Origin of the sequence: Ruegeria sp., assembly GCF_965199275.1 — a bacterium.
GTDB lineage: Bacteria > Pseudomonadota > Alphaproteobacteria > Rhodobacterales > Rhodobacteraceae > Ruegeria.
The window spans coordinates 204,185-224,270 of the sequence record NZ_CBDAQX010000024.1 but is presented as its reverse complement, the minus strand read 5'-3'; the positions used below and the strand labels follow the sequence as shown (position 1 = coordinate 224,270).

23 protein-coding genes are annotated in these 20,086 nt (G+C 60.3%); 12 read left to right on the top strand and 11 right to left on the bottom strand.

Features of this window, described 5'->3' with window-relative positions:
- Positions 1-60 precede the first annotated feature (60 nt).
- Together ACOERD_RS26000 and ACOERD_RS25995 are read left to right on the top strand one after the other, a co-directional pair.
- On the top strand, positions 61-897 hold the full coding sequence (locus tag ACOERD_RS26000) for an MBL fold metallo-hydrolase (protein WP_419740944.1): 837 nt from the start codon (positions 61-63) through the stop codon (positions 895-897).
- 38 nt (positions 898-935) lie between these two features.
- Entirely contained in the window at positions 936-2,351 is a 1,416-nt protein-coding gene (locus ACOERD_RS25995; RefSeq protein WP_419740943.1) for an FAD-binding oxidoreductase, read from the top strand.
- Between the two features lie 36 nt (positions 2,352-2,387).
- Here the strand turns inward: ACOERD_RS25995 and ACOERD_RS25990 are convergent, their stop codons facing one another.
- Together ACOERD_RS25990 and ACOERD_RS25985 are read right to left on the bottom strand one after the other, a co-directional pair.
- Positions 2,388-2,870 (bottom strand): fasciclin domain-containing protein, encoded by a 483-nt coding sequence (locus tag ACOERD_RS25990; protein ID WP_419740942.1) that lies wholly within the window; start codon positions 2,868-2,870, stop codon positions 2,388-2,390.
- 169 nt (positions 2,871-3,039) lie between these two features.
- Positions 3,040-3,579 carry an adenine phosphoribosyltransferase gene (locus tag ACOERD_RS25985; RefSeq protein ID WP_170477435.1) on the bottom strand — a complete coding sequence of 180 codons (540 nt, stop codon included), beginning with the start codon at positions 3,577-3,579 and terminating at the stop codon, positions 3,040-3,042.
- Between the two features lie 324 nt (positions 3,580-3,903).
- Here ACOERD_RS25985 and ACOERD_RS25980 point away from each other — a divergent pair, with 324 nt between their 5' ends.
- Complete coding sequence (locus tag ACOERD_RS25980) at positions 3,904-4,077, top strand: hypothetical protein (protein ID WP_170377890.1); 174 nt, start codon at positions 3,904-3,906, stop codon at positions 4,075-4,077.
- Here ACOERD_RS25980 and ACOERD_RS25975 read toward each other — a convergent pair.
- Positions 4,074-4,703 carry a LysE family translocator gene (locus tag ACOERD_RS25975; RefSeq protein ID WP_419740941.1) on the bottom strand — a complete coding sequence of 210 codons (630 nt, stop codon included), beginning with the start codon at positions 4,701-4,703 and terminating at the stop codon, positions 4,074-4,076. The genes ACOERD_RS25980 and ACOERD_RS25975 overlap by 4 nt on opposite strands.
- Before the next feature lie 167 nt (positions 4,704-4,870).
- Between ACOERD_RS25975 and ACOERD_RS25970 the strand changes: the two genes are divergently transcribed.
- Entirely contained in the window at positions 4,871-5,707 is an 837-nt protein-coding gene (locus ACOERD_RS25970) for an alpha/beta hydrolase (RefSeq protein ID WP_419740940.1), read from the top strand.
- Positions 5,708-5,709: 2 nt separating this feature from the next.
- Here the strand turns inward: ACOERD_RS25970 and ACOERD_RS25965 are convergent, their stop codons facing one another.
- A complete protein-coding gene (locus ACOERD_RS25965; protein WP_419740939.1) occupies positions 5,710-6,582 on the bottom strand; it encodes an S-methyl-5'-thioadenosine phosphorylase in 873 nt (290 codons plus the stop codon).
- Between the two features lie 218 nt (positions 6,583-6,800).
- On the opposite strand from ACOERD_RS25965, the gene ACOERD_RS25960 reads away from it, so the two are divergent.
- Positions 6,801-8,435 (top strand): SulP family inorganic anion transporter, encoded by a 1,635-nt coding sequence (locus ACOERD_RS25960; RefSeq protein ID WP_419740938.1) that lies wholly within the window; start codon positions 6,801-6,803, stop codon positions 8,433-8,435.
- Between the two features lie 141 nt (positions 8,436-8,576).
- On the opposite strand, the gene ACOERD_RS25955 is transcribed toward ACOERD_RS25960, so the two are convergent.
- Entirely contained in the window at positions 8,577-9,182 is a 606-nt protein-coding gene (locus tag ACOERD_RS25955) for a flavin reductase family protein (protein WP_419740937.1), read from the bottom strand.
- Positions 9,183-9,254: 72 nt separating this feature from the next.
- Here ACOERD_RS25955 and ACOERD_RS25950 point away from each other — a divergent pair, with 72 nt between their 5' ends.
- From ACOERD_RS25950 to ACOERD_RS25925, 6 genes are all read left to right on the top strand, one after another.
- Complete coding sequence (locus tag ACOERD_RS25950) at positions 9,255-9,749, top strand: GNAT family N-acetyltransferase (protein ID WP_170554635.1); 495 nt, start codon at positions 9,255-9,257, stop codon at positions 9,747-9,749.
- A gap of 53 nt (positions 9,750-9,802) precedes the next feature.
- Positions 9,803-10,546 (top strand): EcsC family protein, encoded by a 744-nt coding sequence (locus ACOERD_RS25945; RefSeq protein ID WP_419740936.1) that lies wholly within the window; start codon positions 9,803-9,805, stop codon positions 10,544-10,546.
- A gap of 121 nt (positions 10,547-10,667) precedes the next feature.
- The gene (locus tag ACOERD_RS25940) at positions 10,668-11,129 is read left to right on the top strand and encodes an NUDIX hydrolase (protein ID WP_419740935.1); all 462 of its coding nucleotides are present in this window, start codon (positions 10,668-10,670) and stop codon (positions 11,127-11,129) included.
- Between the two features lie 197 nt (positions 11,130-11,326).
- Positions 11,327-12,508, top strand: a complete 1,182-nt coding sequence (locus tag ACOERD_RS25935; RefSeq protein ID WP_419737631.1) for an ISNCY family transposase — start codon at positions 11,327-11,329, stop codon at positions 12,506-12,508.
- Positions 12,509-12,635: 127 nt separating this feature from the next.
- Positions 12,636-13,073, top strand: a complete 438-nt coding sequence (locus ACOERD_RS25930) for a DUF1178 family protein (RefSeq protein ID WP_419740934.1) — start codon at positions 12,636-12,638, stop codon at positions 13,071-13,073.
- 3 nt (positions 13,074-13,076) lie between these two features.
- A complete protein-coding gene (locus ACOERD_RS25925) occupies positions 13,077-13,715 on the top strand; it encodes an SDR family oxidoreductase (RefSeq protein ID WP_419740933.1) in 639 nt (212 codons plus the stop codon).
- Here the strand turns inward: ACOERD_RS25925 and ACOERD_RS25920 are convergent.
- From ACOERD_RS25920 to ACOERD_RS25910, 3 genes are all read right to left on the bottom strand, one after another.
- The gene (locus ACOERD_RS25920) at positions 13,709-14,065 is read right to left on the bottom strand and encodes a hypothetical protein (RefSeq protein ID WP_170377907.1); all 357 of its coding nucleotides are present in this window, start codon (positions 14,063-14,065) and stop codon (positions 13,709-13,711) included. The two genes, ACOERD_RS25925 and ACOERD_RS25920, sit on opposite strands and share 7 nt — an antisense overlap.
- Before the next feature lie 403 nt (positions 14,066-14,468).
- The gene (locus ACOERD_RS25915) at positions 14,469-15,806 is read right to left on the bottom strand and encodes an IS1634 family transposase (protein ID WP_419740932.1); all 1,338 of its coding nucleotides are present in this window, start codon (positions 15,804-15,806) and stop codon (positions 14,469-14,471) included.
- A gap of 16 nt (positions 15,807-15,822) precedes the next feature.
- On the bottom strand, positions 15,823-16,182 hold the full coding sequence (locus tag ACOERD_RS25910; RefSeq protein WP_419740931.1) for a hypothetical protein: 360 nt from the start codon (positions 16,180-16,182) through the stop codon (positions 15,823-15,825).
- Here ACOERD_RS25910 and ACOERD_RS25905 point away from each other — a divergent pair.
- A complete protein-coding gene (locus ACOERD_RS25905) occupies positions 16,175-16,381 on the top strand; it encodes a hypothetical protein (RefSeq protein WP_419740930.1) in 207 nt (68 codons plus the stop codon). The genes ACOERD_RS25910 and ACOERD_RS25905 overlap by 8 nt on opposite strands.
- 278 nt (positions 16,382-16,659) lie before the next feature.
- Here ACOERD_RS25905 and ACOERD_RS25900 read toward each other — a convergent pair whose 3' ends face one another.
- The 3 genes from ACOERD_RS25900 to ACOERD_RS25890 all read right to left on the bottom strand — a co-directional run bounded on the left by ACOERD_RS25900 (position 16,660) and on the right by ACOERD_RS25890 (position 20,085).
- Positions 16,660-17,130 carry a hypothetical protein gene (locus ACOERD_RS25900; RefSeq protein WP_419738326.1) on the bottom strand — a complete coding sequence of 157 codons (471 nt, stop codon included), beginning with the start codon at positions 17,128-17,130 and terminating at the stop codon, positions 16,660-16,662.
- Positions 17,115-18,341 (bottom strand): phage minor head protein, encoded by a 1,227-nt coding sequence (locus ACOERD_RS25895; RefSeq protein WP_419738687.1) that lies wholly within the window; start codon positions 18,339-18,341, stop codon positions 17,115-17,117. Before ACOERD_RS25895 ends, ACOERD_RS25900 begins: the two co-directional genes overlap by 16 nt.
- A gap of 172 nt (positions 18,342-18,513) precedes the next feature.
- Complete coding sequence (locus ACOERD_RS25890; protein ID WP_419740929.1) at positions 18,514-20,085, bottom strand: phage portal protein family protein; 1,572 nt, start codon at positions 20,083-20,085, stop codon at positions 18,514-18,516.
- Position 20,086 lies beyond the last annotated feature (1 nt).

The window sequence follows — 20,086 nt, the reverse complement described above, 5'->3', positions numbered from 1 at the left end:
GCCGCGCCTCCCCCGGGATATTTTTGGCCAGATGAACAAGGGGCATGACTTGGCGGAGGGATGCGCTACACTCTTCCTATGCGCTGGATTGTGGCTGTATTGATATTTCTCTCGGGTGCGGCTGCGGCGCAGGAGCGGCGGCCGAGCCATTGCATAGCCATAGCTGATGCAGCACCTGGGATTGAATATCTGCACAAGGCAGCGTGGCAGGATCCGGTGCCGGAGTTTTCGGTGCGGATCAGCTATATCGCGCATGCCTCCTTTCTGATTCAGACTGCGGGTGGGCTGAACGCGGTCACGGATTTCACCGGGTTCATCGGCAGCGCTGATCTGATCCCCGATGTCGTGACGATGAACCATGCGCACAGCACCCATTGGACGGCGCACCCGGACCCAGCCATTCCGCATGTGCTGCCGGGGTGGGGTGAGTTCGGGCAGGGGATCGACCATCATCTGGATCTGGGCGAGATGCTGGTGCGCAATGTCTCGACCGATATCCGGTCGTCCTATGGTGGGGTCGAGGAGAAGGGAAACTCGATTTTCGTGTTCGAGGTCGAAGGGCTGTGCATCGGTCACTTGGGGCATTTGCATCACGTGCCCTCTGACGAGCAGTTTGCCGCGCTGGGGCGGTTGGATGTTGTGATGGCGGCCGTTGATGGCGGGACAACCATGCCTCTGCCCGAGATGATCTCGGTCCTCAAGCGGCTGAAAAGCTCGGTGATTATTCCAATGCATTGGTTCTCGGGGTTCTCGCTGGATCGCTTTCTCGTCGATATTCGCAATGACTTCCCGGTTGTGCGCGATGGTGTGTCAGAGCTGACCGTCTCGCTGCGCAGTTTGCCGGACCGGCCCACAGTTGTCGTGCTAGAGCCGCAATATCTGATCGATCTGGAATAGGGCTTGCCGGTCGCGCGCATGTTGGGCAAGGAAGGCGTATGGATTTGAACCCCGCAGATGCCAAGCTTGCTGACGCTATTCGCGCTGAATTGGGCGATGATGCGTTGCGTCCGGTTTCTGAACGTTACCTGGAAGAGCCGCGCAACCGGTTTGCCGGCGAAATTGGGCTGCTGGCCCTGCCGCGTAGCGTGCAGGACGTGGCGGCGCTGGTACGGCTTGCCTCGGATGCGCGCGTGCCGATTGTGCCCTATGGCGGCGGCACGGGCTTGGTGGGCGGTCAGGTCATGATCTCCGGTCCGGCACCTTTGCTGGTCTCGCTGGAGCGTATGACCGCCATTCGCGAGGTTTATCCAACTGAAAACGTTCTGATTGCCGAGGCTGGGGCCGTTCTCGAGGATGTACAGGCCGCAGCAGAGGCGGCGGACAGGCTGTTTCCCCTTTCTCTGGCCGCGCAGGGGTCGTGCCGGATCGGAGGCAACCTTGCGACCAATGCCGGGGGCGTCAATGTGCTGCGATATGGCAATGCGCGTGATCTGTGCCTTGGGCTAGAGGCGGTGTTGCCCAGCGGTGAAATCTGGCATGGGCTGAGCCGGTTGAGAAAAGACAACACGGGCTATGATCTACGCAATCTGTTGATCGGGTCCGAGGGGACGCTGGGGATCATAACCGCCGTCTCCCTTAAGCTGTTTCCACGTCCGGCTGAGGTAGGGACAGCGATGTTTCAAGTGGCCTCGCCCGAGGCCGCGATCGACCTGCTGGCCCTTGCGCGCGATTTGGTGGGCGAGACGGTCAGTTCGTTTGAACTGATCCACCGGCAAGGGTTGGATTTCCTGACCGAGGTGCTGCCCGATGTTCGCCAGCCATTCGATACTCCGCCCGAATGGAGCGTGCTTATCGAGCTTGGATTGGCGGCCGGACAGACCGCGTCTGAGCGTTTGGAGGCGATTTTCGCTGCTGCGGAGCCTCGGGGCCTTGTCCAAGATGGCGTGATTGCCCAGAGCGAGGCGCAGCGCCGCGCGCTGTGGGCTGTTCGTGAGCGTATCCCTGAGGCCAATCGCCTGATCGGGTCCGTCTCAAGCCACGATATCTCGGTCCCGATTTCGACCATTCCCGACTTCATTCGGCAAGGGGCCGAGGTGATCGGTGCGTTAGGTCCGTTCCGTATCAACTGTTTCGGGCATTTGGGCGATGGCAACCTTCATTACAACGTCTTCCCGCCCAAGGGGCAGAGCCGCGATGCCTTTGATGATCACCGCAAAGCGGTGAAGAGTGCGGTTCACGATCTGGTTCACGCGTTTGACGGCTCGGTCAGCGCGGAACACGGGGTAGGGCGGTTGAAAGTCGAGGACCTGGAGCGCTATGGCGATCCCGTCAAACTTCAGGCGATGCGAGGGATCAAGGCTGCGTTGGACCCAAAAGGGATCATGAATACCGGAGCCATCCTGAAGGCGTAGACACGGCCCGGACGGTTCGGACCGTGTCTGACTGCTTTACGACGCGGGCAGAATGACCTTGTCGATCACATGGATCACGCCGTTCAATGTCTCGATATCGGCCTGAACGACGTTGGCGTCATTAACCATCACGCCCGAATCCAGGTCGATCGTGATATCGCCGCCTTGCACCGTGGCTGCGGTCATGTCATCGGACAGATCGCCCGACATCACTTTGCCCGGCACCACATGGTAGGTCAAAACTGCAACCAGCTGGTCTTTGTTTTCGGGCTTCAACAGATCGGCCACTGTGCCTTCGGGCAGAGCTGCGAAGGCTTCATCCGTCGGGGCGAACACGGTGAACGGACCTTCGCCTTTCAGCGTGTCTACCAGTTCGGCGGCTTGAACGGCGGCGACGAGAGTTTCGAAGCTACCGGCCGAGACGGCGGTATCGACGATGTCTTTGCCATGGCCATCTGCCATTGCGGACGTGCCCAACAAGATTGTTGCGACGCTGGCGACTGCGAGTTTGCGGAACATTTTGTGGTCTCCCAAATTAGAAATGCTTCAAGCAGCATCAATCGGGGTACGGCGCGCGACGCGTTCGGATCACGTCCTGAGCGCAAAGAATTGGCTTGAACAGTTGCTAAACAGCGCTAAGCCAGCGCTATTTCAAATTTCAATACAATAATATGTGAGTTTTTTCGGCTCACAGACCTTCGAATTCACATAGGACATGAACATCCATGCCCATATCCTCAAGCACTTTGCGCCCACCGAGCTCGGGCAGATCCACAATAAACGCGCAAGAGATGATCTCACCCCCCAGCCGCTCGATCAGTTTGATGCCAGCACCCGCGGTGCCGCCGGTTGCCAGCAGATCATCGACGACCAAGACCTTCTCGCCTGCTTGGATGGCGTCATCATGGATCTCGACGATCGCCTCACCGTATTCCAACTTGTAGTCCTGGCTGATCGTGGTGCCGGGCAGCTTGCCCTTTTTGCGGATGGGAACGAAACCGACGCTCAACTGGTGTGCAATTGCGCCGCCCAGAATAAAACCGCGCGCCTCAAGCCCGACGACCTTGTCGATCCGCTCGCCCGCATAGGGGTGTAGCATCTGATCGATGGCCATGCGAAATCCGCGCGGATCGGCAAACAGGGTGGTGACGTCGCGAAACATGATCCCTTCATGAGGGAAATCGACGATGGTTCGGATGTAATCTTTGACCGAGTTGTTTCTAGACATGAGGCACCCCTTTGACATCAGAACACGCTGGGGTGTTTGGCCCATTGGGGTCAGCCTTGCAAGGATAGAATGCCGCCTGCGCCTATCTGCGTCGGTTCGGGACGGCCTTTGAAAGCCCGTAGTACCGGTACAGCGTGGCGGGCAGCCACGACAGGTGAGGTTTGCGCCAATTGCGCTGGTCTCGCAAAAGAAATGCCTGAGCCGCATGAAGGTTCATTGCCAAAATCCTTTTTTTGTTGTTAGGTGCCCGATATCTACATCCTATATGCTATGTATATACATTGCATCGCGGAGAGAATCAAGTAGTTTGCGGGATTAAGGCGCGTGGCGAAGAAAGACGGTAAGGGTTCTACCAAGAAAAACAGTCAGTTGGTGTTGCGTCTGGACAAGGACGAACGTGATGCCTTTGTCGAATTGTGCAAAGAGCTGGACACGTCAGCTGCACGCGAAATCCGCCGCTTTATCCGCGGATTCATGAAAGAACACGCAGACGATTAGGCGGGTCGCCGCAGAACAGCCGTGGCAACACCCATTCCGATCAGAGCCAGACCTCCGAACCGTGTCATTGCGTTGATCACACCAGCGCGCCCGATCATGAGCCGCAGTCGATCAGCCAAAAGCGCATAAGCGAGAGCGTTAAGCCAAGCAAGACCCACGAAGGTCGCGATCAGGATCGTGAATTGAGGGCCCAACGGCTCGGCTGGGCGCAGGAACTGCGGGACGAAGGCGATGAAAAAGGCGATCGATTTCGGGTTCAAGGCGGTAACTGCCGCCGCATGCCCGAAAACTCCACTCGCGGTGACGTCTCGCCCTGTTTCAAGTGGGTCCAACCCGCCCGACGGCGCGCTGCGCAACAGTTTGATACCCAGCCAGATCAGATAGGCAGCCCCGATCCATTTCAAAACGGAAAACAACGTCGCGGATGCTAGAACTAATGCGCCCAGCCCCAACAGAGACGCTGTCATTGCGACAAGATCACCAACGGCAACCCCGGTGGCCGAGGCAACCGCCACGCTGCGCCCTTTTGATAGCGCATAGCTGAGAACCAGCAGCACGGTCGGTCCGGGGATCAGCAGCAACGCGGTCGATGCGGCCACGAAAGCCAGCCAGAGTTCTAAAGACATGGGTCATCCTGTTCCTGTTCGCCTCGCAGCAAGCCCTCACACGGAGCAGGCGTCAAGCGGTTTCAGCCTCGCCCAGAAATTCTAAAGGCCGGATTAAGCCTGATACATCGCTCTTGAATCCCGCGCATCGATGCCCACACTGATAAGACGGATGAACGGAGGCCTTGATGGAGCAGACTCAGAACCTAACGCACGACCACACAGCGCGGCTGAGAAAAGGCGCGTTTGTCCTGATTGCTGTGATCGCGGCGCTCTATGTGTTGGCCGTGGTTTATATGTATGTGAATCAGCGCGATCTGCTGTTCAAACCATCCGGCGTATTGCCTGAACCCAGCTCGGTCGGTTTGGCGGATGTCGAGGTTCTGTCGCTGCCCATGTCGGATGGCACCGACCTGACGGTTTGGTCCGCGCCTGCAGTGGCTGAGGGTGCGCCGACCGTTCTGTTTTTCCACGGGCAAAGCGGTAATCTGGGGGACCGCGCGGACCGGATGCGTGAAATCCTGAACAGCGGCTTCGGTCTGCTCGCGCCCAGTTATCGAGGGTTCCCCGGCAGCGATGGCACTCCGTCCGAGGCCGCTTTCGTCGCTGACGGTCTGGCCCTTTATGACCAGTTAATCGCACAGGGCCAATCGGTTGTGCTCCACGGTCAGAGCCTTGGAACCGGCATCGCAGCGGCTGTTGCTGCGCAGCGCCCCGATGCGGAACTGCTGGTCTTGGAAGCACCCTTTACCGCAACCGTTGATGTCGCGGCCGAGCGCTACCCTTGGCTGCCCGTCTCACTTCTCATGCACGACAAGTTCGCCACACGCGACATTATCGACCAGATCGAGGTGCCGACGCTGATCTTCCACGGTAACGAGGACGTTGTGGTCCCGCCGCATCACGGAACAGCGCTTGCCGAAGGAAGTGAAGTGCAATTGTTCATGATCGAGGGCGGCACTCACAATGATCTCTGGTCGCATGGCTTGTGGCAGACCGTACAGGACAATCTGTCCCCACAGTAAGGCTACAGAACCCTGCCCGCCACCGCGTCCAGCTTAGCCAGCACGGTAAGGTCGCGATCTTCCGGGGCCGTCAGGATCGCGTGGTCCAGGGCTCGGTCACACCCATGCGGGCAGGGTGTGCGGATCGGGCCCAACAAGGCCGGTAGCCCTTTGACCAAGGCCCGGCCCTTTTCTGCATTCCCGGTGAGGGTTGCGATGATCGAGGTCACGTCGACCTCGCCATGATCGGGGTGCCAGCTGTCATAGTCGGTGACCATCGCGACCGAGGCATAGCAAAGCTCGGCCTCGCGGGCGAGTTTCGCTTCTGGCATGTTGGTCATGCCGATCACATCGCAACCCCACTGTTCGCGATACATCTTGGACTCGGCAAGGGTCGAAAACTGCGGCCCCTCCATCGCCAGATAGGTGCCGCCGTGATGCACGGTGATGCCAGCGGCTATTCCGGCCTCTTCGCAGGCATTCGACAAGCGCGGGCAGGTTGGATGCGCCACGCTGACATGGGCGACGCAGCCGGTTCCGAAGAAGCTTTTCTCACGTGCAAAGGTCCGGTCGATGAACTGATCCACGATCACGAAATCTCCCGGCGCCATATGCTCGCGGAACGATCCGCAAGCGGAGACCGAGATCACATCCGTCACCCCCAGCCGCTTCAGAGCGTCGATATTGGCGCGATAGGGGACTTCGGTCGGTGAATGGATGTGTCCACGCCCATGGCGCGGCAGGAACACCATGTCGACCCCGTCCAATGAGCCGGTCAGCACCTCATCGGAGGGCGCCCCCCATGGCGTATCGACCCGGACCCACTCCGCATTTTCCAGCCCGTCGATGTCGTAAATGCCTGATCCGCCGATGACGGCGATTTTTGTTTGGGTCACATTGGGTCTCCGCTGCTCAATCCATGCGGGAAAACTCTGCGGGTCGCAGGCGAAATTGGCAAGTGGTCTCAGCCATTTGCACCGTTTCGTCGCGAGTTGTGGTGTCAAGCTATGCGGTTGACGCATATCAGGGTCCCGCTGGTCGCGGTATCTCTTGGGTGCTTTGACAGGTAAAAGGCCCTCTTTCGCGCGAACATAAAGACCCACAGGACCGTCCCATGCCCCGAGCCATGCTGGCAAGCTTTGCCAACCGTATTGCCAAGCCCGATCTCCGTTGGGTGCCCGATGAGGGCCTGACCGTATCGCGCCTGCGGATTGAGCTGCTGTCAGGTTTGACCGTTGCCCTGGCGCTGGTGCCCGAGGCTGTGGCCTTTGCCTTTGTCGCGGGCGTGCATCCTCTGGTCGGTCTCTACGCGGCCTTCATGGTCGGCCTGATCACTGCGCTGATCGGAGGTCGCCCCGGCATGATTTCGGGCGCAACGGGCGCGTTGGCGGTCGTGATGGTGGCGCTGGTCGCGCAGCACGGGGTCGAGTACTTGTTCGCAACCGTGGTTTTGATGGGCATTCTGCAAGTGATTGCCGGCGCGATGCATTGGGGGCGTTTCATTCGCCTTGTGCCGCATCCGGTTATGCTGGGCTTTGTGAATGGTCTGGCGATCGTGATTTTTCTGGCGCAGATGGGCCAGTTCAAGGTCCCCGGAACCATGGAAAACACCGGCCACGGGATGAGCGCGGGCGAGTGGCTTTCGGGCATGCAGCTCTATACCATGTTGGGCCTCGTCGCGCTGACCATGGCGGTGATTTGGATCATGCCGCGGATCACGCGCATCATTCCGGCCCCTCTGGCGGGTATTCTGGTGGTTGCAGCGCTTGTGATCGGCTTTGGTCTGGACGTGCCACGCGTCGGTGATCTAGCCTCGATCGAGGGCGGCTTGCCTGCCTTCCACATCCCGATGGTGCCGCTGAACTTTGAAACGCTCGAGATTATCTTGCCCTATGCTGTCATTCTGGCCGCCATTGGCCTGATTGAATCCCTGCTGACTCTGAACCTTGTGGGCGAGATCACGAACAAGCGTGGCGGAGCCTCGCAGGAATGCATTGCGCAGGGTGTCGCAAACGTCGCCACCGGCTTTTTCGGAGGCATGGGCGGTTGCGCCATGATCGGCCAGTCGATGATCAACGTGAAATCTGGCGGTCGTACTCGGATCGCGGGTATCGCGGCTGCCCTGTTCCTGCTGATCTTCATCCTGTTCGCCTCGCCGCTGATCGAGCAAATCCCGCTGGCTGCGCTGGTTGGCGTAATGTTCATGGTGGTGATCGGGACCTTCGCCTGGAACTCATTCAAGATCATGCGCAAGGTGCCTTTGATGGACGCCTTCGTGATTGTCCTGGTGACTGTCGTTACGGTGATGGAAGACCTTGCGGTTGCGGTCGTCGTCGGTGTGATCGTTTCGGCTCTGGCCTATGCCTGGAATAACGCCAAGCGTATTCATGCCGTCACCCGCGACTCTGAGACGGAAAAGGGTGCGAAAGTCTATGAAATTCAGGGGCCGTTGTTCTTTGGCTCGTCTGACGGATTTGTCGAGTTGTTCGACGTTCCGAACGATCCCGACGTGGTCATTGTGGATTTCGCCGAAAGCCGCGTGGTCGATCAATCCGCCCTGCAGGCCATCGAAAACGTCGCTGCAAAATACGAGGCTGCGGGCAAACGTGTGATGCTGCGCCATCTTAGCCACGACTGCCATAAGCTGCTGAACAAAGCGGGCCACTTGATGGTCGATAGCGACGATGACCCGGATTACGGCTTGGCGGTGGACTACTCGGTCCGTACCGGCATCCTGGGCGGCCACTGAGGTATTTGCGAGGCTCTGCCTCGCGCTCCGAGATATTTGTTGGCCAGATGAATGAAGGATCCCTCTGCTTCACCTGGCTAGAAATACCACGGGGGGGTCGCCCGCAGGGCGGCGGGGGGCAGCGCCCCCTAGGGGAAGGCCTCAATCATCAGGCCTGTTCAGTGAAAACAACTCGGTGACAACGGCATAGTCTCGGTAGCCAAGCCGCGCCAAAGGCTGGAAGGTCGTCACGTCGAATTTACCATCCTTCAGGCAGTCATCGCGCAGATGGACCCCGGTCACTTCGCCGAAGACAACGCGGTTTGCCTCACCGGGTAAGGTCGTGATCTCGGTCAGCTTGCATTCCAGCGCAGCGGGCGCATCTGCAACGCGTGAGCAAGCGATGGTTTCGCACTCGATCGCCGTCAGGCCGGCATGGGCAAATTCGTCGGTTTCCTTTGGCAGTCCGGCTGAACTGGCGTTCATCGCATCCCGGTGGGCAAAGGCTACGATGTTCACGCAGAATACGCCCGTTGCCTCGATATTGGCGATGCTGTCCTTGCCGCCGTCCTGATCGTGCTTGGTTCCGGTTGTGGCAAACATCACTTGGGGCGGGGTGTAGGCGACCCCGTTGAAGAATGAGTAAGGCGCCAGGTTGTTGATCCCATTTGCGTCACGCGATGAAATCCATCCGATGGGGCGCGGGGTGATGATGGCGTTGAACGGGTTGTGCGGCAGGCCGTGGCCGTCTTCGGGGCGATAGAACATATGGTCTCCAAGCGTTTGCCCAAGGCGTAACGAAGTGCTAGGGCGATTGCCAGCTAGGAAAAGAGGGCAGGCGTGCAGCACTTCGCGATCAGGCCGGAAGAGCCGCAGGATTGGTGGGAGGTCGAGGCCCTCTATGATCTGTGCTTTGCGCCGGGGCGCGAGGCGCTTTCCTCTTACCGTTTGCGCGATGATGTACCTCCGGTGGCCGGTTTGTCTTTGGTTGCGCGCGATGGGCAGGGAATTCTGGCCGGAGCGATCCGGTTCTGGCCTGTTCATGTCGGTGATCATGACGCCTTGCTGTTGGGTCCTGTTGCAGTTCACCCCACGCATCAGGGCGAGGGACTTGGCGGCTACCTCATCCATTCCGGCGTCGAAACGGGGCGGGAAAAGGGTTGGGACCGGGTCATGCTGGTCGGCGACGCGCCCTATTACGCCCGTTTTGGTTTCACGCCATTGAGGGGGGTTGAGATGCCCCCGCCAACCAACCCAGAGCGTGTATTGGGCATGGCTCTGAGCCCCGGAAAGTGGGACAATATTGCCGGAGCCGTAACCCGCTGGACGCGCTGAGCTATTGAAACACCGCGCCGAAATACCGATCTTTCAAGGAACGGAGGGTTCGGATGCAGGATGTTGTACTGATCGACAGTGTCGACGCTGATGCGGAATTGGATCGCTTGGCGAAACACTACCGCTCGGCCGGTGGGGCGGGTGTCAAACTGCTCAATGCTTTGGGCGGGTCCGCGGAATCGCTGCTGGACCAACTGCCCGAACCCTTGCGCGACGGCTTGACCGGAGCGACCGAGCAAGCCCTTTGGATGGCGATGCAGGCGGCACAAGGATCGCGGCAGGTCGTGCCCGATCAGGCCCCTTGGGTGAACACTGCCGTGACAACGGCGATGGGCGCTGCGGGCGGATTGGGTGGCCTGTCCACCGCCTTGGTCGAGTTGCCGGCGACCACGGCCATGCTGTTGCGCTCAATCCAGGGCGCGGCAGCGCGCGAAGGCTTTGATCCGGCTGAAGAAAACGTGAAATTCGACTGTGTTCGGGTGTTGGCGGCAGCGGGTCCGTTGTCACACGATGACGGAGCCGATTTGGGGTTCTTTTCCGTGCGCCTCACGCTGACAGGCCCCGCGATGAAGAAATTGATTGCAGCCGTGGCTCCGAAGCTATCGGTTGTTTTGGGTCAGAAACTTGCGGCGCAATCCGTACCGGTTCTGGGGGCGCTTGCGGGGGGCGGGACGAATTACATCTACACCCGCTACTACCAGCAGATCGCCCATGTGCATTTTGGTTTGCGCCGGCTGGCGATGGACGCAGATATCTCGCACGATGTTCTGGTTCGCAGGCTCAGCGCGCGTTTGTAGCGGTTAAATTTGGTCGCTGCCGCATCATGTGGTATACTAAGTTTAACAGGCCGCGATATAAAAGCTTAACAGAAGACGCGGTATACAGGCACTGATCTGATGCGAAAGTGAGTGTGGCGCGATGAAAGTTTCTCGGGCGTCCAGTCTAGACCTCAATATGGGGCAGGTGCCGGTCCTGCCTCAGGCAGCCGCTTTGTGCTATCGCCTGTCGCGGGGTCATACTGAGGTTCTTTTGATCACCTCCCGCAAGGCGCAGCGCTGGATCATCCCGAAGGGTTGGTTGATTGATGGGTTAAGCGCCTCGGAAACCGCGGCTCAGGAGGCATGGGAAGAGGCGGGTGTGATTGGCACATGTGTGCCGGTCAAGCTTGGCCAGTTCTCGATGGCCAAAACCTGCGCTAAGCGTGGTCCGGTTCTGTGTGCGGTGGAAGTCTACCCGCTGCATGTGGATCAGGTTCAGAGTCGTTTTCCTGAGATAGGGCAACGGAAACGCAAATGGTGTACGCTTCAAAAGGCCGCATCGAAAGTCAACTCGCCCGATCTTGCCGATATTTTGCGCAAATTTGCGCCCCGAATACACTAAACTTAATATTGAGAGACTTGATATTGGAGTTTCGGTCGGTATCTATTCGCCAACCGACATTTTGGAAGGACCATGATTCAGTACGCGTTAAAGTGCAGCAAGGGCCATAGTTTCGACAGTGTCGCTAACACGCGATATGTCCGGTGTATGTAACATGCGATCTGTCCGGTTCTATTCTGTCTCTGAGAGGAGGCGTTATGAACCGAGCAGAAGTGTTACAGGAAGTTCGACTGATGAAGTTTGAAGATGTGTATTCGCGGCGAAGCGCGAACAAGCTGACGCAAGAACAGGCGGCTGAGATACTGGGTGTATCCGTGCGCACCGTCAGGCGTTGGGAGGATCGATTTGAGGCGGATGGTGCAGAAGGTCTGTACGACCGTCGGCTTGGCAAACTGGCCAACAATCGTGTTGCCACGGATAAGGTCATGGAGATGCTTGAACTGTTTGATACCAAGTACTGGGATTACACGCCGAAGCATTTCCACGAGAAGCTGGTGGCCCACCATGGTTTCACACAGAGCTACAACTGGGTGCGGCTTACACTGCAGCGCCACGGCCGGGTTCAGGCAGCACCCCGACGAGGTGCCCATCGGCGCAAGCGGCCCCGCCGTCCGATGGTTGGCATGATGTTGCATCAGGACGGCTCCAGCCATGAATGGGTTCCGGGTCAGTGGTGGGATCTGATCGTCACCATGGACGATGCCACCAACCGGGTTTATTCGGCATTCTTTGTCGAGGAAGAAGGGACGATGAGCAGTTTTCAGGGGCTGACAGAGGTGATCGAGGCGCAAGGTCTGTTTTGCTCGCTCTATGCCGATCGGGGCTCTCATTACTGGCATACGCCCGAAGCGGGCGGCAAAGTGGACAAGGACAATCTGACCCAGGTCGGGCGCGCCTTGCAGCAACTCGGCATTGAGCTGATCCCGGCCTATTCACCGCAGGCCCGTGGACGGTCTGAACGCATGTTTGGCACGTTCCAGAACCGATTGCCGCAGGAACTGCGGTCCCATGGGATCACAACCATTGAAGAGGCCAATCAGTTCCTGAAAGAGGTCTATCTTCCCGAACACAATGCCCTGTTTGCAAAGGAGCCGGAGGATACGACCTCGGCCTTCGTGCCGTTTACAGGCAATGTGCGCGACACCCTGTGTGTGCAGGAAGACCGCGTCGTCGGCAACGACAATACGGTGCGCTACAAGGGCCTGGTCATGCAGATCGCGGCAGACAGGCACCGTCATCATTTCGTCAAGGCGAAGGTCAGGGTCCACGAATACCCCGATGGTCAACTGGTCATCTTCCACGGCCCGAGATGCATTGGCCGCTACCAGCCTGACGGATCACCCATCACACAGGAGGATAGCAAACACAAAGTCGCGTGACCCGCTTCGACGTGGCGCGAACGCGGTGGCCCAAATCTACGGTCGCCTACGGCTCCCTCCGAATTGGGCCACCGCGCAATCAACTGAAGCGGACAATTGGCATGTTACCTACACCGGACAATTCAGAATGTTCTCGACAGGCCATAGTTTCGACAGCTGGTTCCAATCTGCCGAAGCCTACGACAAGCTGGCAGCCTCGGGCATGGTGACATGCGCGGTATGTGGATGTGCGCATGTTGAAAAGGCGATCATGACTCCGCGTGTCCGGCCTGCGCGGGATGCCCAGAAGACGGCGCAAATGCCAAAACCGTTGTCGGATGATATCAACGTGACCAGCACCCCTACTGAAGTTGAACGTGTCTTGGCCGAACTGCGCCGCAAGGTCGAAGAAAACTCGGACTATGTGGGCCATGACTTCGCTTCGGAGGCGCGCAAGATGCACCTGGGCGAAGCGCCAGAACGCTCGATCTATGGCGAAGTGAAACCGGATGAGGCGAAATCCCTGATCGAAGACGGGGTGCCGGTTGCGCCACTGCCCTTTATTCCCAGCAGAAAGACAAACTGACCTATGCATATCGTGATTACCGGAGCCAATCGGGGAATTGGACGGGCTCTGGCAGAGCGGTATCGCGCGCAGGGTCATGAGGTTACGGGAACTGCGCGGGATGGCAGTGCCGAAGTTCAATTAGACGTAGCCGATCCGGCGCATCAAGCGGCCATGGCTGACCAGCTAAAAGGGCAGCCCGTCGACCTGTTGATTTGCAATGCGGGCGTTTATTTGGACAAAGGTCACAGCATTGATGACTACCCCGCCGAGATGTGGGCGCAGAGTTTTGCGGCCAATGTCACTGGCGTTTTTCTGACTGTGCAGTCATTGCTGCCCCATCTGCGCGCGGCTGGCGGACGGATTACGATCATGTCGTCTCAGATGGCCTCGCACACCCGCGCGCCGGGCGGCAGTTACATCTACCGCGCCTCCAAGGCGGCGGCTTTGAATTTGGGGCGTAATCTGGCGGCCGACTTAAAGGCGGATGGGATTGCAGTGGGCATTTATCACCCCGGTTGGGTGAAGACCGACATGGGTGGCTCAGCGGCGGACATCCATGTGGATCAGGCCGTCGCTGGCCTGATGGAGCGTTTCGATGCGCTGTCGCTGGACAACACAGGTTGTTTCGAAACCTACGACGGGAAGCCTCACGCCTACTGAGTGTTCAGTGCGGCCTTGGGCAGTTCATACACTTCGCCGGGTTCGATGAAAATCACCATGATGTCGCCCCGAACTTCATGGTTGATCGGTGAGGGCGAGCTGCTGGAATCCGGAATGCCATCGGTGAAGTAAATTCTGCGAACATCACCACCGGGCAACATCACGGCCAATGTTGCGGTGCCATCATCACGGCGGCGCAGCTCGGCGTTGCAGCTTTGCAGCGGATCACCGGCTCTGCCGGCGCAGGGAACCGTACCCAGCGCGTTCTGTCCATCGGTGCCAGCCACGCTGGCCTGCTGGGACAGGGCTGGGGATGCGATCACGGCAAGTACGGTTGCGAAACGAAGCATGATGTGCCACGACAGAATTAATGCTCAATCGGGCCTATCCGGGCCTATCCGGGCCTATCTGGGATGAGGGGCATTAAACCGCGCAGAATAAGGGGTTTTTCGGGTGCTTGAGGAGGCGTGACGATGAGGGCTCAAAATCGGGCTTGCGACAGTGATTTGCCCAATCTCGACCGCTCAGTGGTTCAGATCGCCGGAAAACGCTGGTTTTTTCTTCGCATTTCAGGGCCCGGAATCGAGCGTATTTTCCACGATCTGCGCAGGCCAGAACACCCGGATTGCGCCGATCGGTCACCTGACTTCCGACATTTTTTCGTATAAGTCATTGATATTATTATGCCTTGGTTGCCAAAAGGCACTACACGGACTTTTTTCGCCAGCGATTGTTTCGGAGTGTTGAGGGAGCTCAGGCTTTGGTCTGGCCAGTTTTTCGGGTGCGCCCGGGGGGTATCTTGAAAGGGGCTTCGTTCCAGGTCAGGCCGACGCAGGTGAGGATGCGTCTGGCATCGACCGTGGCATGGCTTGGCATGCCGTAGCGGTCAGGGGTGCCTTTGTGGCGCAGGATCGAGAGCTGCAATGCGTTCAACTCGTTGCGGATACGAGCCGGGCTCATCGGGTGTCCGAGCAGGTCCAGATGCTTGCGCAGGTGCTGCAGGCAGCAGAAGGCCATGTAGCAGATGGCGATATGGGCCCGGACCCGACGCGGCGACCAGTGATAGATGGGCCGGATTTTCAGATCGTGCTTGTTGGTGCGGAAGCAGGCTTCGATCTCCCACAACTGGTGATAGCGGGCAATGACGTCCTGTGCCTCCAGTTCGTCCGCACCATGAACAACAATGGCATGCAGCCCGTCCCATTGTGCCGCTGCCTTGATCTTTGCATCATCCAGCGTGACGTCCCCGCTGTCGGGGAAGGCCAGGAAGCGGCCATATCCCCGGCTGCTGAAGCTGCCGGGTTTGCGAGAGCGCTTGAGCTTCTTGTGCAGCTTTTCGATTGCCTTGTCGCGCTTGTGGGCATCATTGCGTGCCCGGGTGGGTGACCAGGTCACAATGACCCGCGCTCCCTCCTGGTCGATCACCTTGTACCAGCCCTTCTCGGTTGCCTCTTCAGAACCGTGTCCAGCCCAAGGCTGGCGTCCCTCCGGGCTCAAAATGTTCGCCTTCACGGCGGCCGGGGCGGACTTCATGCGATAGCCGAGGATGTAGGGCAGACCCTTGTTCTGCAACATCTGCTGGTTGTCCTTGCTGAGCATGGCGGCATCGGCCACGAACGTGACCCTGGCCACGTCGAAGCGTCCCTCCAACGCCTTCAGCGCAGCTTCCAGCGTATGACCTTCCCAGGTGTTTCCCGGGAAGAGTTCATAGCCCACAGGCAGCCCATCGGAGGTGACGATCAGCGCCAGCATGACCTGAGCGCGGTGATGCTTGCCATCCTTGCTGAAGCCCTTGGCCAGAAGATGATCCTGCTCGACCCCGTCCGCATCCTCGGCCGGGTCCTCGCGCTCGGTGTCAAAGGCCAGGGTCGTGCAATCGTAGAACAGCACGGTCACTGGCCCGCCCAGCAACTTCTCTGCCGCCGCGTGAGAGGTTTTGCAAATCCCGTCTATCACCGGCGTATTGATGTAATCCATGCTCCGATAGACCACGTCCAGATTGAGCGTGATGCCTGCCTGGTTCTCCAACGCCTCCACGGTCGCGCGCTTGCTCTCGGGCTGTGCGATCCGCGCCATAACCAGCTCTTTCACAATGCGATTGGCACTTTTACGCGCCGCCCCCAGAAGGGCCCCCCAACCCAGTCAGACCCAGAGAGACCCGCGCCTCCTCACGGCACTCGGCAAGATCAACGCCAAGCTTGTCCGGCCGCGGAGCGCGGCGCACCAGCGCCTGCAGATCGGCATATTCCGTGGGCGTGAACAGTTCCATTTGCGGCGAGCGATCAATGCGTAATTGCTCCATCAAGCGGCCCGCCAGACGCTTGATATCCTCAATCTCGCTGTCGTTATGGGCCACACCCACATGGCGCAGGATCTTCTGGCGTACCTTGGAGCCGGTGCGGACGGATTCAACGATCTGGATCCGTGTGCGGTTGAGCTTTGCGTCATGTTTGGTGCGGATGAACATGGGCGAAGAGGTTAGCCATCTGAAGGCCCATGTCAATACTTTTTATAATAATGGGGCACTACAACGCGCCTCTGAGCAACCACACCTGAAAACAAACCAAAAACCCAGTCAGATCAACAAAAAGGTCGGAAGTCAGGAATTAATGCTCAATCGGGCCTATCCGGGCCTATCCGGGCCTATCTGGGATGAGGGGCGTTAAACCGCGCAGAATAAGGGGTTTTTCGGGTGCTTGAGGAGGCGTGACGATGAGGGCTCAAAATCGGGCTTGCGACAGTGATTTGCCCAATCTCGACCGCTCAGTGGTTCAGATCGCCGGAAAACGCTGGTTTTTTCTTCGCATTTCAGGGCCCGGAATCGAGCGTATTTTCCACGATCTGCGCAGGCCAGAACACCCGGATTGCGCCGATCGGTCAGAGCGCGTGGCATTGGCGTTTAACGGGGCTTTGAAGATGCGTTTAGGGCCTGTGTTGGGGCGGTTCAGGAACGGGCCCACCAGTTGGGTGGTTCGATCCCGAGGATGTCCCATTGCGGTGTCCAGGCCTTGCCCACGGCATCAGGCCATCCATGCCGGGCTGCGGCCTCTTCCTCAGGGGTATCAAGGCGGTCGATACCGTGACCCTCGACCCATGCGGTGATCTGCGCAATGGCCTCGCGGACGCAATCCCGCAATCGGTGAATCTCTGCGGGTTCGGGCAGGCCCGCACCCCAGGGGAACCGCAGGCCGTTTCTGACAGCCCCGATGGAGCATCTCAGTTCCACGGCGAATCCGGCGCCGCAGGTCGGTTTGCCGGATTTGAGTGTTTGACGGAGCCAGTCCACGGATTGCCCTGGCTCATGATCGTAGAGGAAATCACCGAACAGCCGATCATCGAGCTCTTCGCGATCGCGTGGGTCGCACTCGGTGAGACCGTGCCTTTCGAGGTCTTCCCATGTCAGGAAACCAGCCATTCGAGAAGTCCTGCGATCAGTTGCTCCATGCGGTCTTCGCCAAAGCGCATCAGGTTGACGCGGCTGCCCCCGGCGATGGCGTGAGCATAGTTGACGTAGCCTGCGCGGTCCAGTGCGCTGGCGGCGGCATGGGAGGCCAGCCGCTGCATGGCGGGGGCGTTCATGTCGAGACCGGCCGCTTGCTCGTTGATGCGCAGCGTGGCCAGTTGCCAGAGGCGATTGGCGGTGTGGCCAAGCCCGGGGCGGGGATCGGTGGCGCGGAAGAGCGAGCCATCATGGCCCACGGCGACGACGCGCACGAGGCCGGGTCGCTTTTCCAGCTGCTCAAGATCAACAGATGACAGGGCTGCGGAATCGGGATGATTGTGCACGACGCCGATACGGCGGGCCGGGTCTCTCAATATGTCGAGCATCTCCGGAGACAAGTCGACCCGGTCTCGCGCGCCCTCCACCCATTCCACGGGTGCGGCATTGCCGCCACGCACGGGGGTGTCGGCGTCGAGATCGATGGCGGCGAGATGTTCATTGCCGGTTCTGAGGCCGCGTGCGCGGGCTTCGTGGATCAGCCCCAGTTCGATGCCGCGCGCCACCGGGTCCAGGCCCTCGGCGATGGCATCATGGCGGCCCTGCTCGGCGAGGAATGTGGCCCCGGGGTTGGTCTCAAAGCCCGGCGTGATGCCCTTGGGAACCTCAAGGCTGCGCCCGGTGCGGGGATCGGTCAGGCTGCGGGTTTCCATTGGTGGCTCGGTGGCGACGGTCAGGCCCCGGCGTTCCAGCGCGCGGGCGGAGAGCTGGCGGGTGGTACAGGCGCAGAAATAGCCGTTGGGCGGGAAATGCGCGGCCCACCAGATATGATCGACCGGCACAACCAGCCCGTGGAAAGGCTGATGCGCCGCGCGGCGGCTGGCGCGCTGGAGCTGGATATATTCGAGATAGGGAAAGACCTCTTTGGTGCGCTGGATGCGCATCCAGCGTCCGGCGGCATATGCGGTGCGCAGGTTGGTGTCGAATATGACGGCAAGGCGGCGTTTCGAGCCAAGCTGTACGATGCGGGTCTCGCCGGTGAGCGGATCGGTCATGCTCTTGCGGCCCCACCATCCGGCGGCCTTGAGCTTTGGCTCCAGCGCCGCGCGGAACTGCTCCATGGTCCAGCCCCCGGCGATGGCCTCGTCCACGGCTTCGCGGATCGTGGCCAGCAGATCGTCCTGCATCGCCTTGGCGACCACGAAGCCGCGCGCATGGGAGGCGCCCCACCAGTCGCGCCAGGAATAGCGCCCTTCAGGCGGGGCGTAGCCCTTGGCGCGAAAGAACTCTATGGCTTCCCGGGGCTGAAGCGCTGTGGCGGTGGCCAGTGGCGTGAGATCGATCGGGTCAGCCATGGGGTCACGCCTCCGGATCGCTTTCGGGCATCACCGGCGCATCGGCGGTGCCTGCGAGCTGGGCTGCAAAATCAGCGCGCGCGTAAAGCCCGGCCAGCGCTTCGGCGGCTGGGTGGGTGGCCAGTTCCGCCAGCCGGTCGCGCAACGCTTGAAGCGTTTCCGCCTCATCCAGTGCGCCCTGAACGGGAATGAGCGTGGCAGCGGCGGCCTCTGCGGCAATATCGGGGCCGATGAGATGGCCGACCAGCCCGGTGATGGCATCACCCGGGGCGCCGCCGGGCGGCGCGGCAAACTCTGCGGTGGGATCAGACATGTCGGGCGGCCTGTCGGGCCGGGGGGCCGGCTCTTCCCAGACCCCACCATAGGTCTCTTCGATATAGCTGCGCGCGGGGCGCAGGCCGGAGGCCTGGGTGATGTAATAATCGCGTTTTGCGCGGATCTCGAGGTCCTCGGGTGGCGCGGTATCGCGGTAAAGCCGGGGCACGGCAGCCCCGGGAAAGTTCCAGTGGGTGAGCCATGTGGCCACGCTGGCGTGCAGGCATTCGGAAAGCCGATGTTCGTCACTGGCGATGAGGGCCTGAAGGGTTTCATTCTGGACCCTGGCTGTGCCCACATGCTGGCCGATCTCGGAGGTGGCGTGCTGGCCCACCACCGCTTCGGCGATCATGCGGTCCAGAGCGGACAGCATGGAGCGGAAGTCTCCGCCCCCCGAGCCGGCCCCGCCCCCCGAGCCGCCGGAGCGGGCGGCGGCCAGCGTTTCCACCGACTGGCCCTCGGGCAGCGCGATGCAACTGGCTGTCACCGCCTGTCCCATGATTGCCAGCAGCGCATCGATCTCCGGTTGCAGTGCATCCTGTCTGTATTTGCCCACCAGCACCGGCGCCCCGAACTTCTCCAGCGCCACCGACCACATGCGCAGCACCTGCCGCTTGAGCCAGACCGGCCAGATGCACCAATGCGCGGCCCCCAGCCCGAAGGGTTGCCCGCCATGGCGCGGCGGGGTGCGGTGCAGGATGTATTTTGCTGGCGGCAGCGGGATCCCGGCCGGATGGCTCCGGGTGATCAGCAGCGGCTCGAGCGTGGTCCGGTCATGGCGGATGAGGCGCGGATCGCGACTGCGGATATCGACCAGCCGGACGCGGTGCCCCTCCACCGCCCAAAGGCATTCGGAGATCGCATAGCCATACCAGATCGCGTGCAGAAGCGCCCGGCTGACCCGGTTCATGTCGAGGCCGCCCAACTGCAAGCGCAGATCGTCGGCGGCCGCCACGTCCCGCGCGCGCGTCCCGCCGGGCTCGATTGTCAGGGGGGCCGCCAGCAACCCGTCGATGCGCTGGCCCAGCACGGCGGTGGCCTTGCTGTCGGTCAGGGCGATCTCGGCGGCGTCCAGTCCGGCGTCATCGCCCGGGACAGCGCCAAAGCCGCCCGGCCCGCCGGCCAGCGCGCTGCCCAGACCTTCCAGCCAGCCTGCGGTCTGACCCCAGATGCCGGTTCCGCCCAGCCGGGCGGTCTGGGCCGGTGCGGCCCGCTCTGCGGTATCGGGGCGCTTGGGCACATCGCTGTCACGGGGATCCATG

Bases quoted from the DNA above. Each gene is read 5' to 3' on its own strand.
- ACOERD_RS25890 (WP_419740929.1), bottom strand. From the start codon at position 20,085: ATGGATCCCCGTGACAGCGATGTGCCCAAGCGCCCCGATACCGCAGAG.
- ACOERD_RS25985 (WP_170477435.1), bottom strand. From the start codon at position 3,579: ATGTCTAGAAACAACTCGGTCAAAGATTACATCCGAACCATCGTCGAT.
- ACOERD_RS25905 (WP_419740930.1), top strand. From the start codon at position 16,175: ATGAACATGGGCGAAGAGGTTAGCCATCTGAAGGCCCATGTCAATACT.
- ACOERD_RS25935 (WP_419737631.1), top strand. From the start codon at position 11,327: ATGAACCGAGCAGAAGTGTTACAGGAAGTTCGACTGATGAAGTTTGAA.
- ACOERD_RS25960 (WP_419740938.1), top strand. From the start codon at position 6,801: ATGCCCCGAGCCATGCTGGCAAGCTTTGCCAACCGTATTGCCAAGCCC.
- ACOERD_RS25925 (WP_419740933.1), top strand. From the start codon at position 13,077: ATGCATATCGTGATTACCGGAGCCAATCGGGGAATTGGACGGGCTCTG.
- ACOERD_RS25995 (WP_419740943.1), top strand. From the start codon at position 936: ATGGATTTGAACCCCGCAGATGCCAAGCTTGCTGACGCTATTCGCGCT.
- ACOERD_RS25970 (WP_419740940.1), top strand. From the start codon at position 4,871: ATGGAGCAGACTCAGAACCTAACGCACGACCACACAGCGCGGCTGAGA.
- ACOERD_RS25910 (WP_419740931.1), bottom strand. From the start codon at position 16,182: ATGTTCATCCGCACCAAACATGACGCAAAGCTCAACCGCACACGGATC.
- ACOERD_RS25955 (WP_419740937.1), bottom strand. From the start codon at position 9,182: ATGTTCTATCGCCCCGAAGACGGCCACGGCCTGCCGCACAACCCGTTC.
- ACOERD_RS25900 (WP_419738326.1), bottom strand. From the start codon at position 17,130: ATGGCTGGTTTCCTGACATGGGAAGACCTCGAAAGGCACGGTCTCACC.
- ACOERD_RS25990 (WP_419740942.1), bottom strand. From the start codon at position 2,870: ATGTTCCGCAAACTCGCAGTCGCCAGCGTCGCAACAATCTTGTTGGGC.
- ACOERD_RS25945 (WP_419740936.1), top strand. From the start codon at position 9,803: ATGCAGGATGTTGTACTGATCGACAGTGTCGACGCTGATGCGGAATTG.
- ACOERD_RS25930 (WP_419740934.1), top strand. From the start codon at position 12,636: ATGTTCTCGACAGGCCATAGTTTCGACAGCTGGTTCCAATCTGCCGAA.
- ACOERD_RS26000 (WP_419740944.1), top strand. From the start codon at position 61: ATGCGCTACACTCTTCCTATGCGCTGGATTGTGGCTGTATTGATATTT.
- ACOERD_RS25940 (WP_419740935.1), top strand. From the start codon at position 10,668: ATGAAAGTTTCTCGGGCGTCCAGTCTAGACCTCAATATGGGGCAGGTG.
- ACOERD_RS25920 (WP_170377907.1), bottom strand. From the start codon at position 14,065: ATGCTTCGTTTCGCAACCGTACTTGCCGTGATCGCATCCCCAGCCCTG.
- ACOERD_RS25975 (WP_419740941.1), bottom strand. From the start codon at position 4,703: ATGTCTTTAGAACTCTGGCTGGCTTTCGTGGCCGCATCGACCGCGTTG.
- ACOERD_RS25895 (WP_419738687.1), bottom strand. From the start codon at position 18,341: ATGCAGGACGATCTGCTGGCCACGATCCGCGAAGCCGTGGACGAGGCC.